General features: G+C 40.6%; 22 protein-coding genes. 14 read left to right on the plus strand and 8 right to left on the minus strand.

The genetic code is table 11. The features are described from left to right. Positions 1–62: 62 nt before the first annotated feature. Entirely contained in the window at positions 63–818 is a 756-nt protein-coding gene (hisA, locus tag MUN87_RS20280; protein WP_244743496.1) for a phosphoribosylformimino-5-aminoimidazole carboxamide ribotide isomerase, read from the plus strand. A gap of 407 nt (positions 819–1225) precedes the next feature. Here the strand turns inward: hisA and MUN87_RS20285 are convergent, their stop codons facing one another. Further along, complete coding sequence (locus MUN87_RS20285) at positions 1226–2509, minus strand: diguanylate cyclase domain-containing protein (RefSeq protein ID WP_244743499.1); 1284 nt, start codon at positions 2507–2509, stop codon at positions 1226–1228. A gap of 992 nt (positions 2510–3501) precedes the next feature. Further along, complete coding sequence (locus MUN87_RS20290; RefSeq protein ID WP_244743501.1) at positions 3502–5064, minus strand: catalase; 1563 nt, start codon at positions 5062–5064, stop codon at positions 3502–3504. 130 nt (positions 5065–5194) lie between these two features. On the opposite strand from MUN87_RS20290, the gene MUN87_RS20295 reads away from it, so the two are divergent. After that, on the plus strand, positions 5195–5995 hold the full coding sequence (locus MUN87_RS20295) for a carbon-nitrogen family hydrolase (protein ID WP_369413969.1): 801 nt from the start codon (positions 5195–5197) through the stop codon (positions 5993–5995). Between the two features lie 4 nt (positions 5996–5999). Beyond that, the gene (locus tag MUN87_RS20300) at positions 6000–7169 is read left to right on the plus strand and encodes a pyridoxal phosphate-dependent aminotransferase (RefSeq protein WP_244743503.1); all 1170 of its coding nucleotides are present in this window, start codon (positions 6000–6002) and stop codon (positions 7167–7169) included. Positions 7170–7507: 338 nt separating this feature from the next. Here MUN87_RS20300 and MUN87_RS20305 read toward each other — a convergent pair whose 3' ends face one another. After that, positions 7508–8965, minus strand: a complete 1458-nt coding sequence (locus MUN87_RS20305; RefSeq protein WP_244743505.1) for a Na+/H+ antiporter NhaC family protein — start codon at positions 8963–8965, stop codon at positions 7508–7510. A gap of 339 nt (positions 8966–9304) precedes the next feature. Here MUN87_RS20305 and MUN87_RS20310 point away from each other — a divergent pair, with 339 nt between their 5' ends. From MUN87_RS20310 to MUN87_RS20360, 11 genes are all read left to right on the plus strand, one after another. Beyond that, positions 9305–9625 (plus strand): spore germination protein, encoded by a 321-nt coding sequence (locus MUN87_RS20310; RefSeq protein WP_244748034.1) that lies wholly within the window; start codon positions 9305–9307, stop codon positions 9623–9625. Positions 9626–10616: 991 nt separating this feature from the next. Then, positions 10617–10919 (plus strand): urease subunit gamma, encoded by a 303-nt coding sequence (gene ureA, locus MUN87_RS20315; protein WP_244743507.1) that lies wholly within the window; start codon positions 10617–10619, stop codon positions 10917–10919. A gap of 12 nt (positions 10920–10931) precedes the next feature. Further along, positions 10932–11282, plus strand: a complete 351-nt coding sequence (locus MUN87_RS20320; RefSeq protein ID WP_244743509.1) for an urease subunit beta — start codon at positions 10932–10934, stop codon at positions 11280–11282. A gap of 16 nt (positions 11283–11298) precedes the next feature. Next, positions 11299–13014, plus strand: coding sequence for an urease subunit alpha (ureC, locus tag MUN87_RS20325; RefSeq protein ID WP_244743511.1), 1716 nt, complete (start codon positions 11299–11301; stop codon positions 13012–13014). A gap of 14 nt (positions 13015–13028) precedes the next feature. Then, positions 13029–13472: an urease accessory protein UreE gene (locus MUN87_RS20330; protein WP_244748035.1), complete on the plus strand. Its 444-nt coding sequence runs from the start codon at positions 13029–13031 to the stop codon at positions 13470–13472. Further along, complete coding sequence (locus tag MUN87_RS20335; RefSeq protein WP_244743516.1) at positions 13414–14139, plus strand: urease accessory protein UreF; 726 nt, start codon at positions 13414–13416, stop codon at positions 14137–14139. Before MUN87_RS20330 ends, MUN87_RS20335 begins: the two co-directional genes overlap by 59 nt. A 17-nt stretch (positions 14140–14156) precedes the next feature. Continuing rightward, positions 14157–14774, plus strand: coding sequence for an urease accessory protein UreG (gene ureG / locus MUN87_RS20340; RefSeq protein WP_244743520.1), 618 nt, complete (start codon positions 14157–14159; stop codon positions 14772–14774). Then, positions 14775–15548 carry an urease accessory protein UreD gene (locus MUN87_RS20345; protein ID WP_244743522.1) on the plus strand — a complete coding sequence of 258 codons (774 nt, stop codon included), beginning with the start codon at positions 14775–14777 and terminating at the stop codon, positions 15546–15548. A 420-nt stretch (positions 15549–15968) separates the two neighbouring features. Next, on the plus strand, positions 15969–17078 hold the full coding sequence (locus MUN87_RS20350) for an IS110 family RNA-guided transposase (RefSeq protein WP_244743524.1): 1110 nt from the start codon (positions 15969–15971) through the stop codon (positions 17076–17078). A gap of 1345 nt (positions 17079–18423) precedes the next feature. Next, the gene (locus tag MUN87_RS20355) at positions 18424–19989 is read left to right on the plus strand and encodes a sodium:solute symporter family protein (RefSeq protein WP_244743526.1); all 1566 of its coding nucleotides are present in this window, start codon (positions 18424–18426) and stop codon (positions 19987–19989) included. Further along, the gene (locus MUN87_RS20360; RefSeq protein WP_244743528.1) at positions 19982–20218 is read left to right on the plus strand and encodes a hypothetical protein; all 237 of its coding nucleotides are present in this window, start codon (positions 19982–19984) and stop codon (positions 20216–20218) included. The genes MUN87_RS20355 and MUN87_RS20360 overlap by 8 nt, the downstream gene beginning before the upstream one ends. A gap of 481 nt (positions 20219–20699) precedes the next feature. On the opposite strand, the gene MUN87_RS20365 is transcribed toward MUN87_RS20360, so the two are convergent. The 5 genes from MUN87_RS20365 to MUN87_RS20385 form a co-directional block, all read right to left on the minus strand. Then, a complete protein-coding gene (locus MUN87_RS20365; protein ID WP_244743531.1) occupies positions 20700–21155 on the minus strand; it encodes a DUF2269 family protein in 456 nt (151 codons plus the stop codon). A 175-nt stretch (positions 21156–21330) separates the two neighbouring features. After that, positions 21331–21762 (minus strand): small multi-drug export protein, encoded by a 432-nt coding sequence (locus tag MUN87_RS20370; RefSeq protein ID WP_244743533.1) that lies wholly within the window; start codon positions 21760–21762, stop codon positions 21331–21333. A 93-nt stretch (positions 21763–21855) separates the two neighbouring features. Next, positions 21856–22299 (minus strand): flavodoxin domain-containing protein, encoded by a 444-nt coding sequence (locus MUN87_RS20375; protein WP_244743535.1) that lies wholly within the window; start codon positions 22297–22299, stop codon positions 21856–21858. A 33-nt stretch (positions 22300–22332) separates the two neighbouring features. Continuing rightward, the gene (locus MUN87_RS20380; protein ID WP_244743537.1) at positions 22333–23382 is read right to left on the minus strand and encodes a ribonucleotide-diphosphate reductase subunit beta; all 1050 of its coding nucleotides are present in this window, start codon (positions 23380–23382) and stop codon (positions 22333–22335) included. Between the two features lie 56 nt (positions 23383–23438). Further along, positions 23439–25727 carry a ribonucleoside-diphosphate reductase subunit alpha gene (locus MUN87_RS20385; RefSeq protein WP_244743539.1) on the minus strand — a complete coding sequence of 763 codons (2289 nt, stop codon included), beginning with the start codon at positions 25725–25727 and terminating at the stop codon, positions 23439–23441. Positions 25728–25761 lie beyond the last annotated feature (34 nt).

Below are 25761 nucleotides of genomic sequence, written 5' to 3' on the forward strand. Positions count from 1 at the left end.
AAAAGTTACCATAAAATGCGCTGAAGTGGCCATAAAAAGATAACGAGGGGATACGTGATAGTGTGGAATTTAGACCTTGTATTGATTTGCATCAGGGTAAAGTAAAACAAATCGTTGGTGCAACATTAAATCAAGAAAATAAGCAAGTTATTGAAAATTATGTATCAACCTATAACAGTAGCTATTATGCTGCTAAATTTCGTGATGATCAGTTAACTGGTGGTCATGTTATTATGCTTGGTGATGGCAATAAAGAAGCGGCAATAGAGGCGCTTCAATCATATCCAGGCGGCTTACAGATCGGTGGCGGCATCAATGGGGATAACGCACTAACCTTTTTGAATGCAGGGGCTTCTCATGTCATTGTCACGTCGTATATCTTCCAGGATGGCGAATTAAAAATGGATAAACTTCGTCGTTTAGTAGACAAGATTGGCAAGGAACGTTTAGTGATAGATTTGAGCTGTAAGCAGAAGGATGGCAAATGGTTTGTCGTGACAGATAAATGGACGAAGTTTAGTAATATTGAAATTACAGCTTCTACAATAAAAGAGTTGGAACAGTATTGTGATGAGTTTTTAATCCATGCAGCCGACGTGGAAGGCAAACGGGCTGGCATAGCAGAAAATCTTGTAAGGCTGCTAGCTGACTATGTGACGATTCCAACGACATATGCTGGTGGCGTCTCTTCACTTGAGGATTTACACCTTTTTGAACAATTATCAAAAGGAAAATTGCATGTCACGATCGGCAGTGCGCTAGATATATTTGGCGGTGATCTCTCCTATGATCAAGTTGTTGACTATTGTAAGGAATAGGAAGACAGAATTGGCACGATAGAATACAAACAACCAAGATACAAATAGGTATTTTTTAGTTGTAATGTAGAAACAACTGCGAAGTAATGACTATTTAGCGAGATTGCTTCATGCTAACTAGCGTTGAAGTCATTTTGAACGATTTCATGTGTTATGATATCGCTCCGTCCAACCACTCCGCGTCCCGCAGGACGCGGAGTGGTTGGACGGAGTGGCATTCTAGCAGACAAACCATGTCAAAATGGTCTCCCAGCTGATCGCGATACCTATATTTCGCGGTTCTTGTTACTTCGCAGTATATCCAAACAGCGTAAAAGCCGACCCTTACACGAATCTGGTATTATGAGATTTCGTGCTATGGTCGGCTTTTCATTTTGTTCGAATCTTTGTTTCAGTATATCCATGATTCAACCAGAAGAATCGATCGGTGTCTCTGATTGATAGCTGGTATACTGATTTTTGCCTTTTTGTTTGGCTACATACATTGCTTTGTCAGCTTGTCTGATTAATGTCTCCATATCTTTACCATTCTGTGGGAAGTAGCTAATACCGATGCTGAAGCTGGTTGTCTGCTGTTTTCCATCCATTATAAAAGGTGCATCGAAAGCTGCGGTTATTTTATTTGCTACTGTTTCTGCGCCCTTCTTATCGGTTTTCTGAGTAATGATAATAAATTCGTCACCGCCATAGCGTGCAATTACTGCCTCTTGTCCGACTAGGCTGCTAAGGCTCTTTCCTATTTGTTTAAGAAATCGATCACCTGCGTCATGTCCATGTTCATGTTCATCGTTGATCCGTTTGAAATTATCCAAATCTAAAAACAGGATAGCGAATGATTCATGATTTGCTTTACTTGTTTCTAAGATGCGCTGGAATTGCTGATCGAAATAATAGCGGTTAGGTAGCCCTGTGACAGAATCATGAAATGCCATGTCGTACATGGCTAATTGTAATCGCTTGTTACGAAGTCCCATCGTATACGTTATGAGAAAGATGACAGCAGACATAATAACTAATGTATTGATCATAATCGTAGAATCGATAGTAGATGAAACTTCCGGAAAAATACTGTGGTGCTGATTTGGCAGATTGTATAATGTGAATGATTCCATAGCCACATAGTGCATCGAACTGATTGCGATACCTAGAATGATTGCTATAGGCAGTTGGAATAAATATAAATGTTTGTCGCTTACTTTATTGAAGATGATCAAAGCTGCCGTTGAGCCTGTGATGCCAATAACAATCGACAAAGCAACAATGCCGGGGTTGTGTTCCATATAATGGTTATATTCAACAGCATACATACCAATATAATGCATGGAAGAAATGGCCAATCCCATTACTGTGCCAGCAAGCACTAATTGAGCATAACTGGCGATCCGATTGGCAATTAACCGGAAAGCTATTAAGGAACCGATCATCGCGACAATAAAGGAAACGATTGTAGCAATCAGATTTATTCGGATCTGGCTATCCCCTATACCGCTTGCAATCATGCCGGTAAAGTGCATGGTCCAGATGCCAATTCCCATAGTAAAAGAGGCAGTAATCAGCCATTTTTTTCTTGTATTATGTTGTGCATTTCTAGCGATCCCCACTAGTTCAATCGTTGTAAAAGAAGCGAAGATTGCAATTAATATAGAAATAATAATGAGCGAATAATTGTAATCAAACGGTATTGGTGTCATAGTTGAAGCCCCTGTAGGTAATATTTACTGTGTACAAAGCTATAATTGGTATTACCCTTCTTTAGCTGGTAATAAAACGTTTTTCTCGAATTCAAACTATTAATATGAGATAGTGTTTGAATTATATCATAATTTTCTAATGTCGAAATCAAAAAAATGAAAAATTTTGAAATGGAATGCAAAAATTTTTGGTAATAACCAGGATTTTTTCTTAAGTACAGTCATAGAAGTAATCGTGATGAATAGGAAGTTCTATATTATTTACATCGATTAGGACCGGTGAGTTATGTCCGGTTTTTCAGTTGTGGGATGTTCGGATCAGTTAGGGTGCTTGGCTATTAGCAGTTGCTGACACATCTGATTTGCCAGTTATCCGGAATAGATGATAGGCGCATGAAGATGATGACGATCTTCAGAGTAAGCGGATGCAAAAGGTTGTCAAATGCAAGAAGATGGAGAACCTCAGGCAAAAGAGTGATACATGAGGTCTCCAATGCATGAAGACAGTGAACTTCATGTGTTGGTTGGTGCAAGAAAACGCCGAACGCATGAAGAAGAGGTAACTTCAGGCGAAAGGAGTAGCAAGCGAACGCTCAACGCATGAAGAAGAGGTAACTTCAGGCGAAAGGAGTAGCAAGCGAACGCCGAACGCATGAAGAAGAGGTAACTTCAGGCGAAAGGAGTAGCAAGCGTACGCCGAACACATGAAGAAGAGATAACTTCAGGCGAAAGGAGTAGCAAGAAAACGCCCAACGCATGAAGAAGAGGTAACTTCAGGCGAAAGGAGTACCGAGAGAATGCCCAATGCATGAAGAAGAGCAATCTTAAATCGAATCTGATAAACATCACCAAATATTATCTGTCAGTACATAGAAAAGGCCTGAAGTTAATAAGCTTCAGGCCTTCCTTTTTAAAATGAGGAATCTCGCGTAGTGAGGATTTAGAGAAAAACTAAGGCACTCGCTAATAGCCTTAGCGAATGCCGGTTTTTTCTAATATGGATCGGACGGGTGTCCCATTTCTTCGGCGTCGTGCATGGCATCTTCCATCATTTCTTCTTTGCTTTCCATTCCTGATTTTAAGCCTTTTTCGACACGGGCGCCATAGTCTTTATCACATTTATAGAACATATCCAGCATTTTATCCTGGATATCTTTGTGACAGCCTAATAAGGCGGAAACTAAATTGTTAATCAGGTCATCTTTCTCCCAATCATTCAGTCTGCGGTAGGTTTCGCCGGCTTGTCCGAAATTATTTTCCCGGGAAATAGGCTGACGTTGTAATCGCCCTTCTACATATGGTTCATGCTCTACGCCGGCATTTTTGGCTTCTTTTAAGCCGGCAATGGTTGAAGGTTCATAATCGACATGAGGATTTTTAAAATCGCCATAGTCTTGTCTGAAATCCATCATCCCGCCAGTCTGATTCGTCACCACATTCTTGTGAGGCTTATTTACTGGTAATTGTAAATAATTTGCCCCAACTCGGTATCGCTGGGTATCTGAGTAGGAATAGGTTCTCCCTTGTAACATTTTATCATCGGAGAAGTCGAGACCATCGACTAAAACCCCTGTACCGAATGCGGATTGTTCTACTTCTGCATGAAAATTCTCTGGATTTCGGTTTAATACCAGCTTGCCAACTTTATGCCATGGATAATCATCTTTATACCATAATTTCGTTGCATCTAATGGATCAAAGTCCAATTCAGGATGTTCACCATCCTCCATTATTTGCACATAGAGTTCCCATTCAGGATAATCACCATTTTCAATCGCTTCATATAAATCTTGTGTGGCGTGATTGAAATTCTCTCCTTGAATTTTGTTAGCTTCCTTCTGGGTAAGGTTTTTAATACCTTGGACAGGTTCCCAGTGATATTTTACAAGGACAGCTTTACCTTCATGGTTGACCCATTTGTACGTATGAACTCCAGATCCCTGCATATGTCGATAGGTGGCTGGTATTCCCCAAGGAGAGAAAACAAAGGTAACCATGTGCATAGCTTCAGGAGATTCGCTGATAAAATCAAACATTCGTTCAAGGTTCTGTACGTTGGTTACAGGATCGGGTCGAAATGCATGAATCATGTCCGGGAATTTTAATGGATCGCGGATAAAAAAGATTTTTAAGTTATTTCCGACAAGATCCCAGTTACCATCCTCTGTGTAAAATTTGATCGCGAAGCCTCTTGGATCGCGTAATGTTTCTGGTGAGTGCTTACCGTGCACCACCGTGGAAAAGCGAAGGAAAACTGGTGTTTGGGTTTCGGTGTTGGTAAATACTTTGGCACGCGTATAATTGGAAATTGGTTCACCGTTCACTGTGCCGTATGATTGGAAATATCCATAAGCACCCGTTCCGCGAGCATGGACAATCCGTTCAGGTATTTTTTCGCGATCAAAATGACTGATTTTTTCAATGAAATCATAGTTTTCAAGTGTGGTTGGTCCGCGGTTTCCGACGGTACGAACGTTTTGGTTGTCTGTTACCGGATGACCTTGCTGGTTGGTCATCGTTTCTTTGCCATGGTTATCTTTTGATTTCTTGTCCATTATGTACCCTCCTTTTTTTATCGTTTATATTATGACCATTGCACTAAAGCTTATGCAGTCTGTTTGCTTCAAAAATCATATGTTTTATTCTGTGATCATATACTTTATAATTAAGGAAAGTTGGAAGAAGGTGACGAAAATAGAATATTTAATTTACCAGATGGACGTCGTTGTTGCGAACCCGCAGGCAAACCGTGAGAAGATTAAACAGTGGTTCGAAACAGACGTCACAAACACAAAAGTAGACACAGTTGTTTTACCTGAGATGTGGAATACCGGGTATGCATTGGATCAATTAGAATCTATAGCAGATGATGACGGATCAGTCACCATTCCCTTTCTTTCAGACCTGGCAAAGAAATATCAGGTCAATGTAATTGGCGGATCAATCGCTAATCGTAAACAAGACGGAATTTACAACACGAGTTTTGTTTTTAACCGGCTAGGAGAACTTGTGCATCAATACGATAAAATTCATTTAGTGCCGATGCTGGATGAACCGAAATATTTAAAGGGCGGTTGTGACAAAGGGGAATTATTTGAACTGGATGGTGTGAAGATGGGAATCGTGATTTGTTATGATTTACGTTTCCCCGAATTAATCAGATCTCTGGCATTACAAGGAGCGGAGGTGATGCATGTAGTTGCGCAATGGCCAGCATCCAGACAAACACACTGGCACTATCTGCTGTTTGCACGAGCTATTGAAAACCAGTGCTATATGATAGCGGCTAATGCCAGTGGAACATGTGATGGCACTGATTTCGCCGGAGAGTCCCTTGTAATCAGTCCATCCGGTGAAGCAATTGCTACAGGTCCTGCCCGAACAGAGGCGACCATTCGAGCGGAGATAATGCTTGAGAACGTTCGAAAGATCCGTAACGAAATACCTGTTTTTACAAGCAGGGTACCTTATTTATATGGAGAGTGATCAGATGATAAATTTTGAATACTCAGATGCTTTGCAGCGATTACCAGAACAATTTTTTGTGAAATTAGTCAAGACGACTCAAGCGCTTGTCAAGCAAGGGCATGATGTCATTAATTTAGGGCAAGGTAATCCCGATATGCCTACACCAGACTTTATTGTAGAGGCGTTACAAAAAGCAAGTACCAATCCTTTGTATCATAAATACTCCCCATTTCAAGGCTATCCTTTTTTAAAGCAGGCGATTGCTGATTTCTATCAACGAGAATATCAGGTAGATGTCGATCCAGAAACAGAAATAGCAATCATGTTCGGTTCGAAAACAGGTCTAGTAGAAATCAATCAGTGTCTGCTTAATCCGCATGATAAAGTGCTTGTTCCTGATCCTGGCTATCCTGATTACATGTCTGGGGTTGCACTGTCTAATGCTGAACCTGTGCATATGCCGCTGCGGGAAGAGAATGAATTTTTGCCGGATTATAATGAGATACCTGAGAAAGATTTAGAAGAAGCAAAATTAATGTTTCTTAATTATCCTAATAATCCAACAGCTGCTACAGCATCGAAGGATTTTTTCGATGAGACGATCGAAATGGCTGAAAAATATGAAATATGTGTCGTGCATGATTTTGCCTATGGTGCGATTGGCTTTGATGAAAAGCCACAAAGCTTTCTGCAGTCACCAGGGGCAAAGAATGTCGGTATTGAAATGTATACGTTATCGAAGACGTATAATATGGCAGGATGGCGTGTCGCTTTTGCTGTAGGGAACCGATCTGTTATTAATGCGCTGGAGCTGATACACGACCATTACTATGTTAGTATTTTTGGAGCGATTCAAGCTGCTACGAAAGCGGCACTCGATAATGGAGAAGAGTCAATTCGCTCATTGAATCGTGTGTATGGTGAACGCAGAGAGGCTTTTCTAGATGAAGCGGCCAATATCGGTTGGCACGGAGGTAGTGCCAGTGGCTCTTTCTTTGTTTGGATGCCTGTAGCAGATGGGCATTCCTCCGAATCCTTTTCAAAACTGTTACTGGAAAAAACGCATGTAGTTGTTGCCCCAGGAAATGGTTTTGGGGACGAAGGGGAAGGCTATGTCCGAATTGGATTATTGGAAAAACCAGAACGGCTGCGTGAAGCATGTAAGCGAATTGACAAGCTGGGATTGTTCTAGTTTTTTATCAGTCTAGAAAAATATACTCCGCGTCCAGTCGATCAAGCTGTTTCTATATGGAAAAGAAGGCCCGGATAGAAATATCCGGGCCTCACGATAGCCATGAAGAAGAACTACAGAATTTATTATAATATGGATTTGTAAAGTGGAACTGTATAATAAATGGTGATTTTGATAGACTTTAACTGCTTTGTAATACTCTGTAAATATGCTCCGCTTATGTGGGACAAGTCATTCCAATCAATAGCACAGACCAACCACGGAGACTTATCCAGGAAAGAGAGTATCATTGCACATTAAAACCTCACAATAACCAGCATATTGTCCCTTTTTACTTCTTATTCTGGTGGCTGTCGTAGTTCTTCACCATTTTTTCCTTGATAGCGCAAGCCCCATCCTGTTATAGCTGCGATTAACATAATCACAACGAGGAACCAGCCTTGGAATACGAATGGGAATACGGCTGTTGGTGAGACAACTGGTAGCCATTGATACGTATCTGTCATCGAACTGATCGTCGACCAACCTAACAATACCGGTGCTCCCCATGGGAAGATATACCCCAATGCGGACGTAATAGCATCGAGCATGTTCGCTCGGCGGTAACTGTGTATATTATATTTTTCACCGATTTCACGAACGAAAGGTGCAGCTGCAATTTCGGCTGCGGTGTTAATAGTGATGGCGCTATTCAATAATGCTACAATGGCCCACATCGACAATTCGGCACGTCGGATGGAATTTTTAATCCATTTTACTAATGTTGTTGTAATTGTGTCCATGGTGCCACCTAAACGCATGATATGAGCGGCAGCAACAATTAATAAAATTAATATCGCCATATTCATGTATCCAGAAATACCATTAATTAATGCACCTTCAACGATCTGATCAGATTCTGGATTAAATTGAATGACGTCGGTAATTGAGCCAACAGGGAATAATATAATCATGGTGATCGTAACAATAATTCCCCACGTTAAAGACGTGATAATATGCTGACCAGAAATAGCTAATGTAAGTACGATAATAAAAGGGATCAGCATTAATAAGCCGGATGGATCTGTTGTAGATGAAATATTTGCCTGCTCCTCAATGGATCCACCACTTCCGAAGATAATAAACAACAATAAGGTTGGGATTGCTGCAGCAACAGCATATTTAAAACGACTGCGAACCACACCAGGTACGTCTGCATTCTGTGTGGTAGCAGATACAATTGTTGTATCGGATACGGGTGCGAGATTATCGCCAAAGACTGCTCCTGCCAAAATTGCCGCAAAGAGGATAGTCGGGTCCGCACCAGTTGCAACACCGGCAGGGAACATTAGCGTACAGAATGCAACGGTAGTACCATAGCCAGTTCCAACTGCGGTAGAGAATACTGCAGCAAGAATGAAAGTTAATCCTACAAACCAGCCTCCGGTAAAACCAGTCTCTATACCAATCCACACCAGTCCTTCTACTAAGCCGCCAACTTGTAGCAACTGAGCAAACATTCCGGCATAAAACCAAGCCACCATGGCGATTACACCAATCGGCTGAGCCAGTCCATCAAATAATCCTTGCGCATAATCTGCCCATTTACTTTTACAAAAAAATAACCCTAAGGTAATTCCGATAATAGCTCCGAGAACCAGCCCTATTTCAGAAGATAATTGTAAAACACTTGTCGTAATTGCCCAGATGACGAAAAACACTAAGGGAATCGCAGCACCAAAGGCACCTAAATGGAACTCAAGTGAATCTATTTTAGTATTTCCGGTAGCACGTGATAATGCGCTATCTTGCTCCATAATATATCCTCCTTCAAATCATAGAAAACACCACATATTGTACCATAATTCGATTGTTATGAGAATGAGCCGATTGCAGGAAAATAATAACTGGTTAAAGAACGCTAGTTAAAAAATCGATTATCTATCATGATATGTAAGCGTGATTTCATAAGTAGAAAGATCAATGAGTGAGAAGAATATCAGTGAGAACAAACCTTCTCGTAAAAAGCATTATGCATAATTGTAATACATTCACACAAAATATCACTAGTTAATGTGTTTGGAGGAACCTAGATGAGTAAGATTTCGATCTCACAAATTTTTGCTATTTTTTATTAGCTACTGGGTTGAGTAATCATTTCAGCCACTACTGCCGTCGCCACTTTTACTCTAGGTAATCAAGCTTTATTCGGAACCGTATCAATCATTAGAATTGGAGCTGTTTTTTTGGCCACAGCTTTCGGGATGTTTGGTTTTTTTATAAGTGTTTTTCTAACACTTGGCTATTTAGCGAAATTAGAATCATTTGGGGTTCCATACCTTAGTCCGGTTTCCCCTTTTACAAAAGGAGATTTCTTGAAAATACTTATTAAAAAGCCAGTCTTTAAACAAAACAAACGAGCAAAAGTAAGAAATGAATACGGAAATAAGTTTAACCAACCTGTATATCCCATTTAATATCTGATAACAAAAGAACCGGGCTGTGTGTGGCAGAGAAAGTATTAAGTACAGTCATAGAAGTAATCGTGCTGAATAGGAAGTTGGGTTCCGATAATATGGATTATGTTAACTAGCCATTGGTAGCCGAGCATCCATATTGAGATATTTAATGTGCTAGGATATCGCTCCGTCCAACCACTCCGCGTCCTGCGGGGCACGGCTGGAGCTAACTTTGTGAAGGAGGGCACTTCACAAAGTGGATCTCCAGCACCTGCATGTCCCGCGGGAGTCTCCGTGGTTGGCCTACGCTAGAATAGGGACTGTACAACTTTTGTAAGAGGTAGCATATTGATCAATGTAAACATAACAGGAATGGAATGAATTACATAATGCTTAGAACCACTGCTTTTAACTGTTCCATACGTTGTAACACTTCCCTCAAGCGTAGGAAATAGGCGGAGACTCCCGTGGAATCAGCGCGAGCTGAAGATCCACTTCATTTGTGCCTGTGTCTTCTAGTATCGCTTCGAGGTAAGCTTTCTCGGCACAAGGCAGCACAGATTTATTTCAAGTAGTAGCCTAGCTGAAGCTGTGCCCACAGGACGCGGAGCCTATTTCCGGAGCTTTGCTAAGCAGATAATCTATATCAAAATGACCATTTTGCAATACAGCCTTTGTTAACATAATCCATATTATAGGAAGTTGTTTATTGATTAAGTCAATTAGGACCGGGCGGGTTATGGCCGGTTTTTTCTTTATACGTTTGGAACGAAATAATGTATACGATACTGACGTCGTCCGAGATTTTCTAATAGAATGTAAAGCTAAGATGAAGGCGTATGACAGAGGCGATTATTGGTATTTCTAATTCGGATGATATCACCAAGAACTTGTTGGACATTTCGAAATAATTATTCATTGTAAGATAATCTGACAAAACTTTAGAAAAAATACCCATTGTTATGCTAGCGTTGACAATGTAATAGAAAAATAGCAAGGGGGAAGTATTGTGAAGCTTTCACCGGTAGAACAAGAGAAATTATTGCTCTTTGTAGCAGGCGAATTAGCCGAAAAGCGTAAAAATAAAGGGATAAAATTAAACTATCCAGAAGCAGTAGCGTTAATCAGCTGCTATTTACTAGAAGGAGCACGTGAAGGAAAGACAGTTGCACAGCTGATGCAGGAAGGCAAACATGTCCTGACTGCAGATGATGTAATGGAAGGAGTACCGGAAATGGTTGAAAGTGTACAAATCGAAGCGACTTTTCCGGATGGTACTAAACTGGTAACGGTACATCAACCTATCTCTTAAGGAGGATTTTCAGTGATCCCTGGTGAATGGAAACTAGCAAAAGAAGATATTGAGATTAATAGAGGAAGATTAACAAAAACTATCAAGGTTTCAAATAAGGGGGATCGCCCCGTTCAAGTTGGTTCACATTTTCATTTTCCGGAAATTAATCGGGAACTTTCGTTTGATAGAGCGGGTGCGATCGGTATGCGTCTTAATATTGCTGCAGGCACAGCGGTTCGTTTTGAGCCAGGTGAAGAGAAAGAAGTCGAGCTCGTCGAAATCGCCGGTCACAAGAAAGTATATGGGTTAAATAATTTGACTAATGGCAGTGTCACAGAGAAAACGGCTATTGTAAAACAAATCAATGAAAAAGGATTTTAGAAGGGGGCGGTAATCGATGCGACTTTCCAGACAGCAATATGCCTCACTTTATGGCCCGACTACAGGTGATCAGATCCGTCTGGCAGATACGGAGTTATGGATAGAGGTTGAAAAGGATTATACGGCATATGGCGATGAAAGTGTTTTTGGTGGCGGAAAAGTATTGCGTGATGGCATGGGCCAAAGTGGTACCCATACACGAGAGCAAAACGTATTAGATTTGATTCTCACCAATGCGCTTATTCTTGATTATACCGGCATTGTCAAAGCAGATATTGGTGTAAAAAATGGTCGAATCGTTGCGATTGGTAAGGGAGGTAATCCCGACGTAATGGAAGGCGTTACCGATAATATGGTAGTTGGTGCATCGACAGAGGTTATTGCTTGCGAAGGGAAAATCGTAACAGCAGGTGCGATCGATGCCCATATACATTTTATCAGCCCGCAACAGATCCATGTTGCGTTAGCGGCAGGCTACACAACAATGATTGGCGGTGGTACTGGACCGGCAACAGGTACCAATGCGACGACCTGTACGCCGGGTGAGTGGAATATTCATCGAATGCTGGAGGCGGCCGAAGAATATCCAGTGAATATTGGCTTCTTAGGAAAAGGAAATGCATCTTCACCTGAGCCGCAGCGTGAACAAATCAGAGCAGGAGCAGTGGGCTTAAAGCTGCACGAGGACTGGGGTACAACCCCTGCCGCAATCAGTCAATGCCTGGAAGTAGCTGATGAACTGGATGTACAAGTAGCAATACATACCGATACGTTGAATGAAGCAGGATTCCTGGAGGATACCGTTCAAGCAATTGGAGAGCGTGTGATTCACACCTATCATACAGAAGGCGCTGGCGGTGGTCATGCTCCTGATATTATGAAGATTGCTTCGCTTCCGAATGTACTACCATCTTCCACAAATCCGACGAGACCTTATACAATTAATACGATTGACGAGCATTTGGATATGTTGATGGTTTGTCATCACTTAGATCATAACGTTCCAGAAGATGTCGCATTTGCTGATTCGCGGATTCGTCCTGAAACAATTGCAGCTGAGGATATTTTGCATGATGAAGGTGTAATAAGCATGATATCTTCTGACTCACAAGCGATGGGACGAATCGGGGAGAGTATTACTCGTATTTGGCAGACTGCAGATAAAATGAAAAAGCAGCGCAGCTATCTGAAGGAAGATAAACTAGCAGAAAATGACAACTTCCGTGCGAAACGTTATGTGGCAAAGTATACGATTAATCCAGCAATTACTCATGGAATGAGTGAGGAAATTGGCTCCATCGAACCTGGTAAATTAGCTGACATGGTGATTTGGGATCCAAAGTTTTTTGGTGTGAAACCTGAAACAGTTGTCAAAGGTGGCATGATCGCTTATGCCCAAATGGGAGATCCGAATGCATCGATTCCGACTCCACAGCCAGTTATGATGCGTCCGATGTTCGGTTCCTTAGGAAAGGCTAAATACAGCACAGCTATTACCTTTGTATCGCAAGCTGCATACGAAGGGAAGGTCCATGAATCGCTTGGTCTTTCCAAAATGATTCGACCGGTCAAGAATTGTCGCAATGTTCAAAAGAAGGATCTGCCGTTAAATGGTGCGACCCCTTCAATTGAAGTGGATCCAGAAACATATGAAGTAAAATTAAATGGAATAATTATTACTTGTGAGCCTTTTTCAGAAGTTGCCATGGCGCAGCGATATTTTTTATTTTAAGAGGGGGACTTATGATGTTAACGAAACAAGTTATTACCAACATAGAAAATCAGCCGAAAGATCATCCAAATCGTGAATGGGTGGAGTTGGACTGGGATGAATTGAATAAACGAATCTTAAGAAAAACAACGGATAAAGGCACAGACGTTGCGATTGCTTTAGATGAAAAAGCACCTTTAAAGGTAGGAGACGTTGTCTACGAGGATGAAGAGAAGCAAATCGTAATCAGAACCAAAAAAGAGCAAGTGTATGTCGTCTATCCGGAATCGATCGTACAGATGGGCAAGGCTGCATTCGAATTAGGAAATCGCCATACACCATGTCTGATTTCTGAATCAGAAATAGTTGTCCGTTATGATGATACGTTAGAACGACTGTTTGATGAAGTAGGTGTGAAATATGAAGCAACAGAACGACGATTTACAGAACCTTTCAAATACAGAGGGCATCAGCACTAAGTTTCTGTATTTGATGCATATTCACGATTCTGCCTTTCCGATCGGCAGTTACACGCATTCGTTCGGGATGGAAACCTTTATTCAGTCGGATACGATTCGCACGAAGGAAGATCTTTTTCAATTTTGTAAAATGTATCTTCATGAAAATGTTGCTTATACGGATGGGATCTTTGTGAAAGAAAGCTATGTCACCGAAGATATGTCAGCTTTGATTCGCTTAGACAAAATATGTGATGCCAACAAAAATGCAGAAGAGACCAGAGAGGCTAGCGCTATGATAGGAAAGCAATTTGTTAAAGCGGTGTTGCCTGTCAGTGAGACACCATCACTAGAAGCATGGTATCAATTGCTGCAGGATAAGCAAGTAATGTCGCATTTCCCCATTGTATACGGATTGTATGCAAAAGATTTGGCTTTTGATTTGTATACCGCCGTATTGACTTTTTTGTATTCTTCTACAGTAGGTCTTGTTCATAATGCGGTTCGAGCGATTCCGCTTGGTCAGAAAGCAGGGATAGAAGTCATACACCGGTTGATTCCTGAGATGGAAAAAGCAACAAAGCAAGTACTGGAACGGTCATTGGCGGACCTGTCGAATCATGCCGTTGGACTGGAGTTAGCTTCTATGCAGCACAAATATTTAACATCGAGATTATTTATATCGTAACGAAGGGAGAAATGTTTATGAAACCAGTAATAGTTGGAATAGGAGGACCAGTTGGTTCAGGTAAGACGTCACTTGTAGAGAAACTGACAAAGGAAATGGTGAATCAATATAGTGTCGCCGTTATTACCAATGATATTTATACGAAAGAGGATGCACAATTTTTGATCAAACAAGGTATTCTCCCAGAAGATCGGATTATCGGGGTAGAAACCGGAGGCTGTCCGCATACTGCTATTCGGGAAGATGCTTCGATGAATTTTGAGGCAATTGATGAATTGAAGCGACGCTTTGATGACTTGGATATTATTTTGTTAGAAAGTGGTGGCGACAATTTGTCTGCAACGTTCAGTCCAGAATTAGTGGATGGGTATATTTATGTAATTGATGTGGCCGAAGGTGGAGATATTCCGAGAAAAGGCGGACCAGGAGTTACCAGATCAGACCTTCTATTAGTGAACAAAATCGACCTGGCACCATATGTCGAAGTGGATCTTTATAAGATGAAGGAAGATGCAAAGGAAGCAAGGAAAGAACGTCCTTTCGTATTTACCAATGTCAAAAAAGGTGAAGGCATTCCAGAAGTAATCCAGTGGATCCAGCATGCTATGTTATTAGAAGGAAGCGAAATTTCCTAAATGGAAGGCCAATTAGCGCTTTATTTTACTTTGCGCCAGCAAAAAACGATCATGAAGGATGTTTACTATCAGCCCCCATTAAAGGCGAGCAGAGGACTTTATGTCCATAACCCTGATGATATCTCTGTCTATTTAATGGAATCATCTGGCGGATTAGTAGCTGGTGATACGAATTCATTTGATGTGAAACTGGACAGTGGTACAACCGTGACACTGCATCCACAGGCAGCTACGAAAGTATATCCTGCTTACAATGGCAAGCCGAGTAAACAGCAGGTAAGGGTGGAATTAGCAGAAAAGGCATCGCTGACTTGGAAGCGTGAAGAGGTTATTCCATTTGCTGAAAGTGATTTTTCCAGTCATACGATCATTAATATGAAGTGTGACAGCAAGTTCTATTGGGAGGAAATATTATATCCAGGCAGAGAAAAAAGGGGAGAAACCTTCACTTTTCATGGATGTCAAACACAACTTGAGGTATGGATGGAGGACGATTGTATTGTCTACGATCAATTATCCTTACATCCCGACAAACAAAATCTTAAGCACGCTGGGGTGCTGGGAAACTATCATTATATTGCCAGTGTCTGGCTGATCGATCAGGATATTAGAATAGATCCGGAAGCATGGAATGAGACAACAACGGATCATATAGTCAGCACAACACGTTTACGTAATGCTGGCTATTTAGTCCGCTTCCTGTCCAATGACCTGCCGCGAGTCAAAAGAGAAATGGATCAAATTGCAGAAAGCACAAAAGCAGTGGAAAACTAACACTGTTTTTGTGCTTTTTTCATGGAAAGTATATAAGTACAGTCACAGCAGTAATCACTTTGAACATGAATTTTAGTTCCTATAATATGGATTATGTAAACTAACAGCTTAGTGTTTATTTTGAAATGATTCATGTGCTGGCATACCGCTTCGGCCAACCACTTCGCGTCCTGCGGGGCACGGCTGAAGCTAGGCTACTACCCGAAATACCTCTTTGCTGCCTTGCACCGAGGAAGCCTACTTCGAAGCTTTACTAGAAGACACAGGTGCAGACGTTGTGGATCTTCAGCGCCTGCCTGTCCCGCGGGAGTTATTATGAACGAAACTAGCCCCTTCTCGTATTATCGAAGGTTAATCCGGGTATAGCGTAAATGAAATGAAAACCCAAATCAGAGCTAAAATACGAAAGGAGCTAGTACCATGAAGTATAACACAAAATATGTAGGATTAGACGTATCGAAAGAGAAAATTGCAGTAGCCGTTGCGGAAGAAGGACGTTCTAAACCAAGGTATATTGGGATGATTGACTATACGGTAGGAGCCATTGATAAGATAATGAAGAAATTAGGAGAATCCGCAGAGCTTCAAGTTTGTTATGAGGCCGGAGCTGTTGGGTATGGACTCTATCGATTACTTACACATTTGGATATCCCTTGCGAAGTTATTGCGCCATCCTTAATCCCTCAGAAACCTGGTGATAAGGTGAAGACCGATAAGCGAGATGCTTTAAATCTGGCAACCCTTTATCGCGCAGGGGAATTAACACCGATTTTTGTCCCCACGGAAGATGATGAGGCTTTACGTGATTTAGTTCGGGGACGTGAAGATGTGAAGGAAGATGAAAAAAGAGCCAAACATAGAGTGAACCATTTTCTTCTTAGAAATGGAAGAAAAGAACCGGAAGGAGTCAGAAAATGGAGTGTGAGATATTGGGAATGGCTTCACACCTTAACATTTAAACGATTAACATCAAGGAGCATATTCCAAGAATATGTGCAACAACTTAGGGAATCTCAACAACGATTAAAGCGATTAGAAAAAATTATTAAAGAAGAAGCCGAAAATGGTGTACATGCCCCCATGATTCAAAAACTTATGTCACTTCGAGGTGTAGCCTTAATCACCGCAACTAGTTTAGTGGCAGAAGTCGGTTCATTTGAACGCTTTCAAAAAGCCAGCCAATTTATGGCCTACACAGGTTTGGTGCCGATGGAAAGTTCCAGCGGGTATATACGGAAGCAAGGTAATATAACGAGAACAGGAAATAGACATGTTCGAAGGCTTTTGATTGAGGCTGCATGGAGTTATCGTTATTCACCTGCCGTGAAAGGAGAGCTGGCAAAGAGACAAAAAGGACAACCAGCTAATGTTACAACTATTTCGTGGAATGCCCAACAACGCTTGCATAAGAAGTATTTCCGACTAATGCAACGAGGAAAAGAAAGTGGTAAAGTTATCACAGCTATTGGGAGAGAGTTGGCAGGTTTCATATGGGCAATTGCCAACGAACCAACTAATGAATTTACGTAATCATTAAAGTAGGCATGCGCGAATAAAAGGAAGAAGTGATCTGTAATAAAAGGAAATGAATATAGGGCTTGAAGGCAAAGATAAAAACCGTAAAGGATAACGCACGACGTAGACTTGTGCTAGCTATGTTTTAATAGTGAACGCACGCCAGGAGTTCGTGACAGATCCTGAAACGGAAAGATAAAATGTGAGAACCCACGGATATCAGTATGCCAATCGGAGCAGAGAATTTTTGCCTTCATGCCGTGTGTTCACCTCCTTTATAACTGAAAAGGAAGGGTGAATCCCATTATTTCTTAGCTTTGCATAAGTGTCTCTCCTATCAAAAGGATCGTCAAGGAGAACACTTGACAATCCTTTTGATAGGAGAGGAGAAGTTGGTAAGCTAAGAAGAAGGAGATAATCTGCATATCTCTGCTTATTAAATAGTATTTTAAAAAAGAGCCAACATAGACTCTTAGCTTAAGGTTGCCCAAAATTAGAAACTTTCCATTGTTTGCGAGAGGGACTTGACAGTTTCGTTCATATCAGTCTACGTGGTTGGCCTACGCTAGGATGAGGGCTCTACAACGTTTGGAATTGCTAGCATATTGATTGCACCATAAATATCAGCATTTAAATAACATAATGCAAATAACCACTGCTTTTAGCTGCACCGTAAGTTGTAGCACTTCCCATAAGCGTAGGAAATAGGCGGAGACTCCCGTGGGATCAGTCGTGTGTGAAGACCCCGCAGTGAGCGATTTTTGCTCGCGAGGAGGCTGAACCCGACCCCACAGGACGCGGAGCCTATTTCCGGAGCTTTGCTAAGCAGATAATCTATATCAAAATGACCATTTGGCAATACAGTCTTTGTTTACATAATCCATATTATAGGAAGCTGTTTATTAATTAAGTCAATTAGGACCGGGTGGGTTATGCCCGGTTCTTCTTAGTGGAAAGTACATAATAGAAATAATCATGCTGCACATGAAGATGGGTTCTTATAATATTTTGTTGGTTTGGACTGGGTGTGTTTTATTGTTGCTGTTAGAGAAATCGTTGAATAACCTAACAATAACGACTGGTGCTGAGTACTTTTTGGTTTAATTCTAGTTCCTAAGTATAGTGCCAAATTGTTCATTCGTCTAAAAACCAAACTTCTACAGAGCTTGTTAGATTGCTAGAATTCAGTATTATCAAGGTGTAATCACTATTATCAGAAAAATATGGTAAAAAGTGTGTGAGGTTTCCTTACATGACAATTGTTTGGTGAGACTATCTCCATTACGCTATTAATTGTTACATTATCTAACTATTGAAAAGTTTTCCGGAAAACAAAGAGATAAAAATTGGAGGGGCAAAAATGCTATCATCAACAACTGGTTATTTAATTTTACTAATTTTTGGCGTATTTTTTACTGGACTTACTATTATCATGCAGAAACGTCGCAAAGAAAAAATGACAGCAGAGCAATTCAGTACGGCAGGCAGAAGTGTCGGAATTGGACTTGCCAGTGCTTCTATTATCGCAGCCTGGACCTGGGCAGCAACGCTTATGATGTCTTCCTCGACAGGCTTCAAGTATGGGATTAGTGGTCCTTATTGGTACGCAGCCGGTGCATGTATTCAAGTGCTGCTCTTTGCCATTGTAGCAATCCACTTAAAACGTAAAGCACCAATGGCGCACACATTCCTGGAGTTTGTTGGGAAAAGGTTTGATAAGAAAAATCATAAATTAATGATGGGCTTTGCCTTAATGACAAATATTATCGTTACAGCAATGGTTATTTTAGGAGGAGCGATTGCATTAAATTCTTTAACTGGGATGAATGTTTATGCAGCAGCTTTCCTTATTCCATTAACCTTTACGATTTATACAATGATTGGAGGATTAAAAGCATCATTTATTGCTGATTATTTAAACACAGTCATGATCTTCGTTATTTTAACTATTTTTGCAACGGTAGTATATGTGAAGTTTGGGGTTGATACGGTTTATGAAGGGTTAAAAGCGATTCCTGAACAAAGTCAGATGCTTACAATGGCTTCTATCCCTGGTCTGTTTTTTGGAATGATTAATATTATTGGTAATTTTGGAACAGTTTTCGTCGATCAGTCCTATTGGCAACGAGCGATCGCCAGTAAGGACAGTGCAGCATCCAAGGCATACATATATGGAGGGATTGCCTGGTTCTCGATTCCATTTGCGATCGCAACGTTTATGGGAGTAAGTGCAGCTGGTTTAGGCTTAAATATTGGTGATCCTGACGCTTCCGCACCACTTATGGCTCAGCATTTATTAGGATCTGTCGGTTCCATCCTGTTCTTAGTCATGTTGTTTATGGCTGTGATGTCAACAGGTGCTGCTGAACTAACAGCTATTACTAATATTATTGTCACAGATATTTACCGTAAATCGATTAATCCAAAGGCTTCTGGTCAACAAACACTAAAGATTTCCCGAATCGTAACATTAAGCTTTGGGCTGGCAATGGGCTTGTTGTCTATCTTGCTTTTTAAAGCAGGTATCGGTCTAAGTTTTGTGTACATGGCAATGGGAATCTTCGTAAGTGGCGCGGTAATTCCATTGACGTTAGGTTTGATGTGGAAGAAAGCGACAAGTACAGGGAATTTCTACGGCGCTCTAACTGGGATGGTTTCCGGTATCATTGTTTGGCTTGTTACCGCACAGGTGCGCTATGGGGAGATCTCAGTTGCTTCACTAGGTGAACTGCACTCTATGTTATTTGGTAATGTTACTGTATTTGTGGTGAGTGGATTTATCGCAATTGGGCATGGGCTGATTAGTAAGCAGGAATTTGATTTCGATTCATTGAAAGATCAATTCCACAGCTTTGATGAAGAGCAGGAGGCAGAAACCAAAGTAACGAAAGAGTCTGAATCAAAGGATGTGTTGGTGAATGGATAGTAATAAACAATTGCTCAAAGATGCCAAGTTATGTACGAGATGGGCTTTCAGCTTGACCTTTGTCTTTATTTTTTTGTTCCCTGGTATAATGTTTATTACCGGTTATGAATACAGTCTTGCTTTTTTCAAAGGATGGACTTATCTGGCTTTTATCTGGCTGATTATTGCGGGTCTCTATACTGCTATCCGTCCATGGGTGGAATATTATATAGAAAAGAAACAAGTATAGAAAAAAGAAGCACTGGATATGTTGTCCAGTGCTCTTTTACGTCAAGAAGAATGAGCTTTTCACCGTTTAATAGTGTTTACCGCAAGAGTGGCAAAACTTCTTTTTTGGTTTTAATTTACAAGGATCGAAGTCGCGTAAGCTATCATGATGGTGTGGTTCTTTCTTACAGCAACAAATGATTTTGATGCAGCAGCAATCATGAAAGCAGTCATGATCATGGTGAGGTTTTTTGCAAGGGTCGTAATGGTGATAACACATGAGATCATCCCCTTTCTTCTTACAATATATCGTATGAAGTGGTTATGGAAGAAGTGTGGACAGGTTTCATAGGCATGAAAACATTCGTAGTGACTGCTGAATAGTAAACGAGATCATGTAGAAGTAGGGGACAGGGTTCGATCAAAGCGTAAAGGAACAATGCTCTATCATTGCTGTCCAATAAGAAAACCCATTTACTCGATTTCATTAGTAAATGGGTTAGCTAGAATGGCTTCGTAACCATTAACAATATAATCGTCAACAGCAAAGTGTTTTCCACATATTCTATCCGCAATAATCGCTGTACGAGTACGTGATACGAGTCTGGAACATCAGTAAGCTGTGGGTCAGCCAGCATTTCTTTTATTGGTGCTGAACTCCTTTTTAACGCGGTTGGACCTAACAGGAGAGCGAAAAAGTAGAGGATCAGACTTGTGATATACCAACCTTGCTGAAATAACATTGGTCTTAATAGCCCCATCAGTAAACCGGAGACTAAGAGCAACATGCCACCCGACATGACGAAGATATGCAGTTTCTTTTTAATAAAAAAGGCATGGCGGACTTCAGGTAATGTTTTTGCTGATTTAACGATAGTTGTCAGAATAAATCCAGGTCCAATGCCAACGATAGCTGAAAAGATATGTATGACGACAATCCAAGAATAGAGCGAATTCATCTAATCACCTTCTTATTACTCATTATAAACCTTTTGATGAGCAAAAAACAGCATAAAGTGAGACTTCAATCAGTGGGGGGTATTACGGCCGGTTAGCGCTTATGCCAATAATTTCATATTCGAACGAGAAAAATGGTTTAGAATGACAAGGAAAAAGTCACTCTAAACCATTTCATTATTTTGTAAATAAATCAAAACCTAATGCTGTTACTACTCCGAATACTAATGACCATGCGCCAATACTAACCGTGGACCATATTAAAGTGGCTCGTTTTTTAGCGCCGAGTGTCATTCCGATGAAGGCAGCAATATGTGAACCGATTAGAATGGGGCCGAGCATGATCATGCCTGGCAAGCCATATTTATTCCATAAAGTTCTGGCTTTATTTTCGCGCTTTGCCTGGTTCTGATTGTTGCGTTTTGCTCGCCATTGTTTGAATTTCTCAAAGCCAATGATAAGAGGGATGATGGTAACCATATTCCCAATAAATGCAGTCACGATCACGATAAACGGATTGAGTCCGGAAAGGATACCAAAGGGAATGACCAAGGCAATTTCAAACCATGGAATAGCAGCTCCCAAAAAGATTAATAGATATTCCCACATGTCGTTACACTCCTGTCTGTCTAGTCATTTTATATTTGTTAAGTCTCATTGCGGTAAAAAAAGTTGATGCTTCCACATCAACTTTTTAATCAGTTAGGATAAAACAACAAATTCTCTTGTTAATCGATCGCAAAATTTATCACAGCGATGATGATCATCGTCTTGTGGGGTTAATTCAACTTTTAACGTGACGGCAAGGTTGGTGTGGACATAGAGCATATCTCGGAATAGATCGACCGCGCCACAATAATAAGGGTAGAAACTGTCTCCAGTTCCGAACACACCAGTAATTACCTGATCCACGTTTTCTGTTTCAAATGCTTCGAATACTTCTTCCATTTCGAGTGGAAGATCACCGTTATCCCACGAATAAGTGCCGATGGTGACAATATCGTAATCGTGTAAAAGGGCGGGGCGGAATTCATCAACAGGGATTAGATCTGTCTCGATGTCACGCGCCACCATTTTTTCACTAATTATCTCAGCAAGTGTTGAAGTGTTACCTGTAACAGATGTATAGATAATCGCTGCTCTCATCGAATGACCCCTCCTTTTTCAGATTTTTGTAACTTACAATTCGTCAAATCCGTTGGAAGAAGATACTTTCGTATACGTTCTTGATTTCTGTTCGAAGAAATCAGATTTTGTTTCGTTCATCATTTCATCACTGAAAACATGAATCCATTCCATTGGATTGTCGCGTTCAGGATAATAATTATCCAGTCCGATTTGACGGAAACGTTTATTGGCCAGGTATTCTACATAGCCATGGAATTCTTCAAGATCAATACCTTCAATATCTTTCAAAATGTAGTCAGCCCATTCTTTTTCCAGCTGTACAGCCTGATCGACAGTATTGTAAACATATTGAATGTTTTCCTCTGTATTCAATTCCGGATTCTCTGTCAATAAGATCCGTACGAACTGTGATACGAAATAAGCATGCTGCATTTCGTCACGCTGAATATAACTGATCATTGTACTTGTTTTTAACATTTTTTGCTGACGAGCTAAATGATAGAAGAAAGCGAAGCCAGCATAGAAATAGATACCTTCTAAGTTGATAGAGTTGATCGCCAGTTCGAACAATCGCTGTGGCGTTGGATTCTCACGGAATGTTTCGTAACTGTCTAGGATCAATTGATTTCGTTTGCGTACAATTGGATCTTCTTTAGCTTGTGTAAATCGTTCGTTTTGTTCACGTAAAGGCACTAATGAACTCAAAATATAGGAATAAGACTCATTGTGAACTGCTTCTTGCTGAGAAATAACAGCAAAGATTGCTTTAAAGCTCGAATCAGTAACATAGTCCATTACATGTGTCATCGTTGGTGTTTGTAAACTGTCTAATGATGCCAGTTGTGTATTAATACGTAAGAATATATCTTTCTCCGTATCAGTTAAGTTATCCCATTGTTTGATATCATCTTGCATATTAATCTCTTGTGCCTTCCAGAAATTCGCTAACAATGTTTGATACAGGTCGTACATTTGTGGATAGGCAATATCGTTCCAGTTTAGTAGACCGGAAGACTCTCCATTAATAATTCCTGTAGATTTATTGGGATACGTTGGATTTAATAATTTAATTTTTGATAAAGGTTGATCGACTTGTGTCATGTGACACATCCTCCTTTTAAAGATGTAGCGAGAAAGGTCAGCAGCTAATCATAAGATTAGCTGTGACAAGCTTCGCACTCTTCGATTTCTGTTTGAGAGGTACTGCGGACATAATACGTTGTTTTCAGTCCATTTTCCCAAGCTGCAATGTGTAAGTTTAATAATTCTTTTGCTTTGATATCATGACGTACATAGAAGTTAAAGCTGATTGCCTGGTCAACATGGCGTTGTCTCTTGGCATTTTGTTTAATGCTCCACACTTGATCTAATTCATGACGTGCTCTTCGGTAATAATTATAAGTTACATGATCAAGGTCTGGCGCGGTAACTTTGAATTTAAAGTTTTTCTTTTCTTCAGCGAACTCTACTGCATACAATGGGTCAATACCATCCGTTGAGCCACCGATTTTTGCCGTTGACGAGTTAGGTGCAACAGCCATTAGCCAACCATTACGGATACCATTTGCTGCTACGTCTGCGCGTAATTCGTTCCAACGGTCGGAGTGGTAGTCACGGCGGTCAAAGTAGACGCCGGATTGCCATTCTGATCCTTCAAATTCGGAATAAGCACCTTTTTCTTTTGCCAGTTCCATGGATGCTTTTATCGTGTAATAAGCAATGTCTTCGTATACTTTGTCTGCATAAGCTACTGCTTCGTCAGATTCCCAATGAATGCTTTCTAAAGCAAGCAGGTGATGCCAGCCGAATGTTCCGAGTCCGACAGCACGGTATTTTTTGTTCGTTACTTGTGCTTGACCGACGGAAATCGTGTTTAAGTCGATGACGTTATCCAGCATACGAACCTGAATTTTGACCAGACGCTCTATTACGTCTGCACGAACTGCGTTTGGCAGGTTGATAGAAGACAGGTTACATACTACAAAGTCGCCTGGTTTTCGAACAATGATGATGTTGCCTTCTTCATCTTGATACTCGTTAGAGATAGTCGTTGGTGACATATTCTGCGCAATCTCTGTACATAAGTTGCTGCAATAAACAGATGTTTTACCAATACCGCGTTTATGCTTGTTTGGATTTTGACGATTTACTTCGTCGCGATAGAACATATATGGTGTTCCAGTTTCTAATTGAGCGATCATAATGCGGGCCATAATGTCCATGGCACGGTATGTTTTTCTTGGTAATAACGGGTGATTAACTGCTTCCCAGTATTTCTCGGTGAAATATTTATGATCTTTCTCATCATAAAAATCTTCCAGTCCTAGAGAATTACCGTTTTCGTCTTTCCAGCCCATCATTTGTTTCACCTGATGCGGACAGAAAGTATGCCATTCTCCGATACTTTTTCCAGTCGCATCTGTTTCTTGTAATTGCTCCATAAATAAATCAGGGATGCTAACGCCTGTAAAGATATCATGTGCTTTACGACGCTCGTCGCCATTGTTGGTTTTCAAATCTAAGAACCCATTCATTACATCTTTATGGAATACATCTAAATAAATGGCAACAGCACCTTGACGCTGACCTAGCTGGTCGACACTGACAGCAGTATCGTTAATTAGTCGAATCCACGGAACAACACCAGATGAATTACCTTTAAATTTCTTAATATCAGAGCCTAAGGCACGAACTTTTCCATAATAGATGCCGATTCCGCCTCCATCTTTACTAAGGCGTGCAATATCCCAGTTGTTTAAATAAATACCGTCTAATGAATCATCAACAGTATCAATGAAACAGGATGATAATTGTCCATAGCTTTTACCAGCGTTTGATAAAGTTGGTGTAGCGACTGTCATATATAAATTACTTAAAGCCCAATAAGCTTCTTTAATTAATTCCAATCGTTGTTCAGGAGCTTCGTTTTGCATTAATGTCATGGCAATGATCATAAAGCGCTCCTGTGGCAATTCAAACAGATTGCGGTCGTGATCCCTTGCGATATAACGGTCAGCAAGCAAGAAAAGCCCAATGTAGTTAAAACGGGTATCTTGTGTTGGATCAATAAACGATTGCAACGTCTGAATTTCTTCTTTGCTATATGATTGAAGTAAGTCTTTGCTGTAGATACCCTTATCTGTAAGAGTTTGAATCAAGGAATAGAAATCTCCATATTGTTGCTCAGCATCATATCCGCGATTAGCTGCCGCTTCTTCGTAAAGCTGTTTTAAATGAAAATGTGCAGCCACAAATGTCCAATTTGGTTCATCCATCGCGATACGATTTAACGAATAAAAAAGGGCTTCTTGTGTTGTATCTTTGTCGGATTTTGTAGTTTCTTCAATTCGTTTTTGGATTTCTGCCGTATTTAATCCGTACTTTTCTCCTGCATCTTGCAAAGCTTGGATGACAGATTGTTTAATAGATTTTACTTCTGTTGCCATGATAAAAACCCCCATATACATAATAAAAACGCTC

The organism is Gracilibacillus salinarum (assembly GCF_022919575.1).
In the GTDB taxonomy this organism is placed as follows: domain Bacteria; phylum Bacillota; class Bacilli; order Bacillales; family Amphibacillaceae; genus Gracilibacillus; species Gracilibacillus salinarum.

What these genes read in the sequence shown, in the direction of transcription:
- MUN87_RS20380 (WP_244743537.1), bottom strand. Translation starts at nt 23,382, where the DNA reads ATGACACAAGTCGATCAACCTTTATCAAAAATTAAATTATTAAATCCA.
- MUN87_RS20370 (WP_244743533.1), bottom strand. Translation starts at nt 21,762, where the DNA reads ATGTGGGAATATCTATTAATCTTTTTGGGAGCTGCTATTCCATGGTTT.
- MUN87_RS20335 (WP_244743516.1), top strand. Translation starts at nt 13,414, where the DNA reads ATGAAGCAACAGAACGACGATTTACAGAACCTTTCAAATACAGAGGGC.
- MUN87_RS20385 (WP_244743539.1), bottom strand. Translation starts at nt 25,727, where the DNA reads ATGGCAACAGAAGTAAAATCTATTAAACAATCTGTCATCCAAGCTTTG.
- MUN87_RS20305 (WP_244743505.1), bottom strand. Translation starts at nt 8,965, where the DNA reads ATGGAGCAAGATAGCGCATTATCACGTGCTACCGGAAATACTAAAATA.
- MUN87_RS20345 (WP_244743522.1), top strand. Translation starts at nt 14,775, where the DNA reads ATGGAAGGCCAATTAGCGCTTTATTTTACTTTGCGCCAGCAAAAAACG.
- MUN87_RS20360 (WP_244743528.1), top strand. Translation starts at nt 19,982, where the DNA reads ATGGATAGTAATAAACAATTGCTCAAAGATGCCAAGTTATGTACGAGA.
- MUN87_RS20375 (WP_244743535.1), bottom strand. Translation starts at nt 22,299, where the DNA reads ATGAGAGCAGCGATTATCTATACATCTGTTACAGGTAACACTTCAACA.
- MUN87_RS20350 (WP_244743524.1), top strand. Translation starts at nt 15,969, where the DNA reads ATGAAGTATAACACAAAATATGTAGGATTAGACGTATCGAAAGAGAAA.
- MUN87_RS20365 (WP_244743531.1), bottom strand. Translation starts at nt 21,155, where the DNA reads ATGAATTCGCTCTATTCTTGGATTGTCGTCATACATATCTTTTCAGCT.
- MUN87_RS20290 (WP_244743501.1), bottom strand. Translation starts at nt 5,064, where the DNA reads ATGGACAAGAAATCAAAAGATAACCATGGCAAAGAAACGATGACCAAC.
- ureG (WP_244743520.1), top strand. Translation starts at nt 14,157, where the DNA reads ATGAAACCAGTAATAGTTGGAATAGGAGGACCAGTTGGTTCAGGTAAG.
- ureC (WP_244743511.1), top strand. Translation starts at nt 11,299, where the DNA reads ATGCGACTTTCCAGACAGCAATATGCCTCACTTTATGGCCCGACTACA.
- MUN87_RS20285 (WP_244743499.1), bottom strand. Translation starts at nt 2,509, where the DNA reads ATGACACCAATACCGTTTGATTACAATTATTCGCTCATTATTATTTCT.
- MUN87_RS20330 (WP_244748035.1), top strand. Translation starts at nt 13,029, where the DNA reads ATGTTAACGAAACAAGTTATTACCAACATAGAAAATCAGCCGAAAGAT.
- MUN87_RS20300 (WP_244743503.1), top strand. Translation starts at nt 6,000, where the DNA reads ATGATAAATTTTGAATACTCAGATGCTTTGCAGCGATTACCAGAACAA.
- MUN87_RS20355 (WP_244743526.1), top strand. Translation starts at nt 18,424, where the DNA reads ATGCTATCATCAACAACTGGTTATTTAATTTTACTAATTTTTGGCGTA.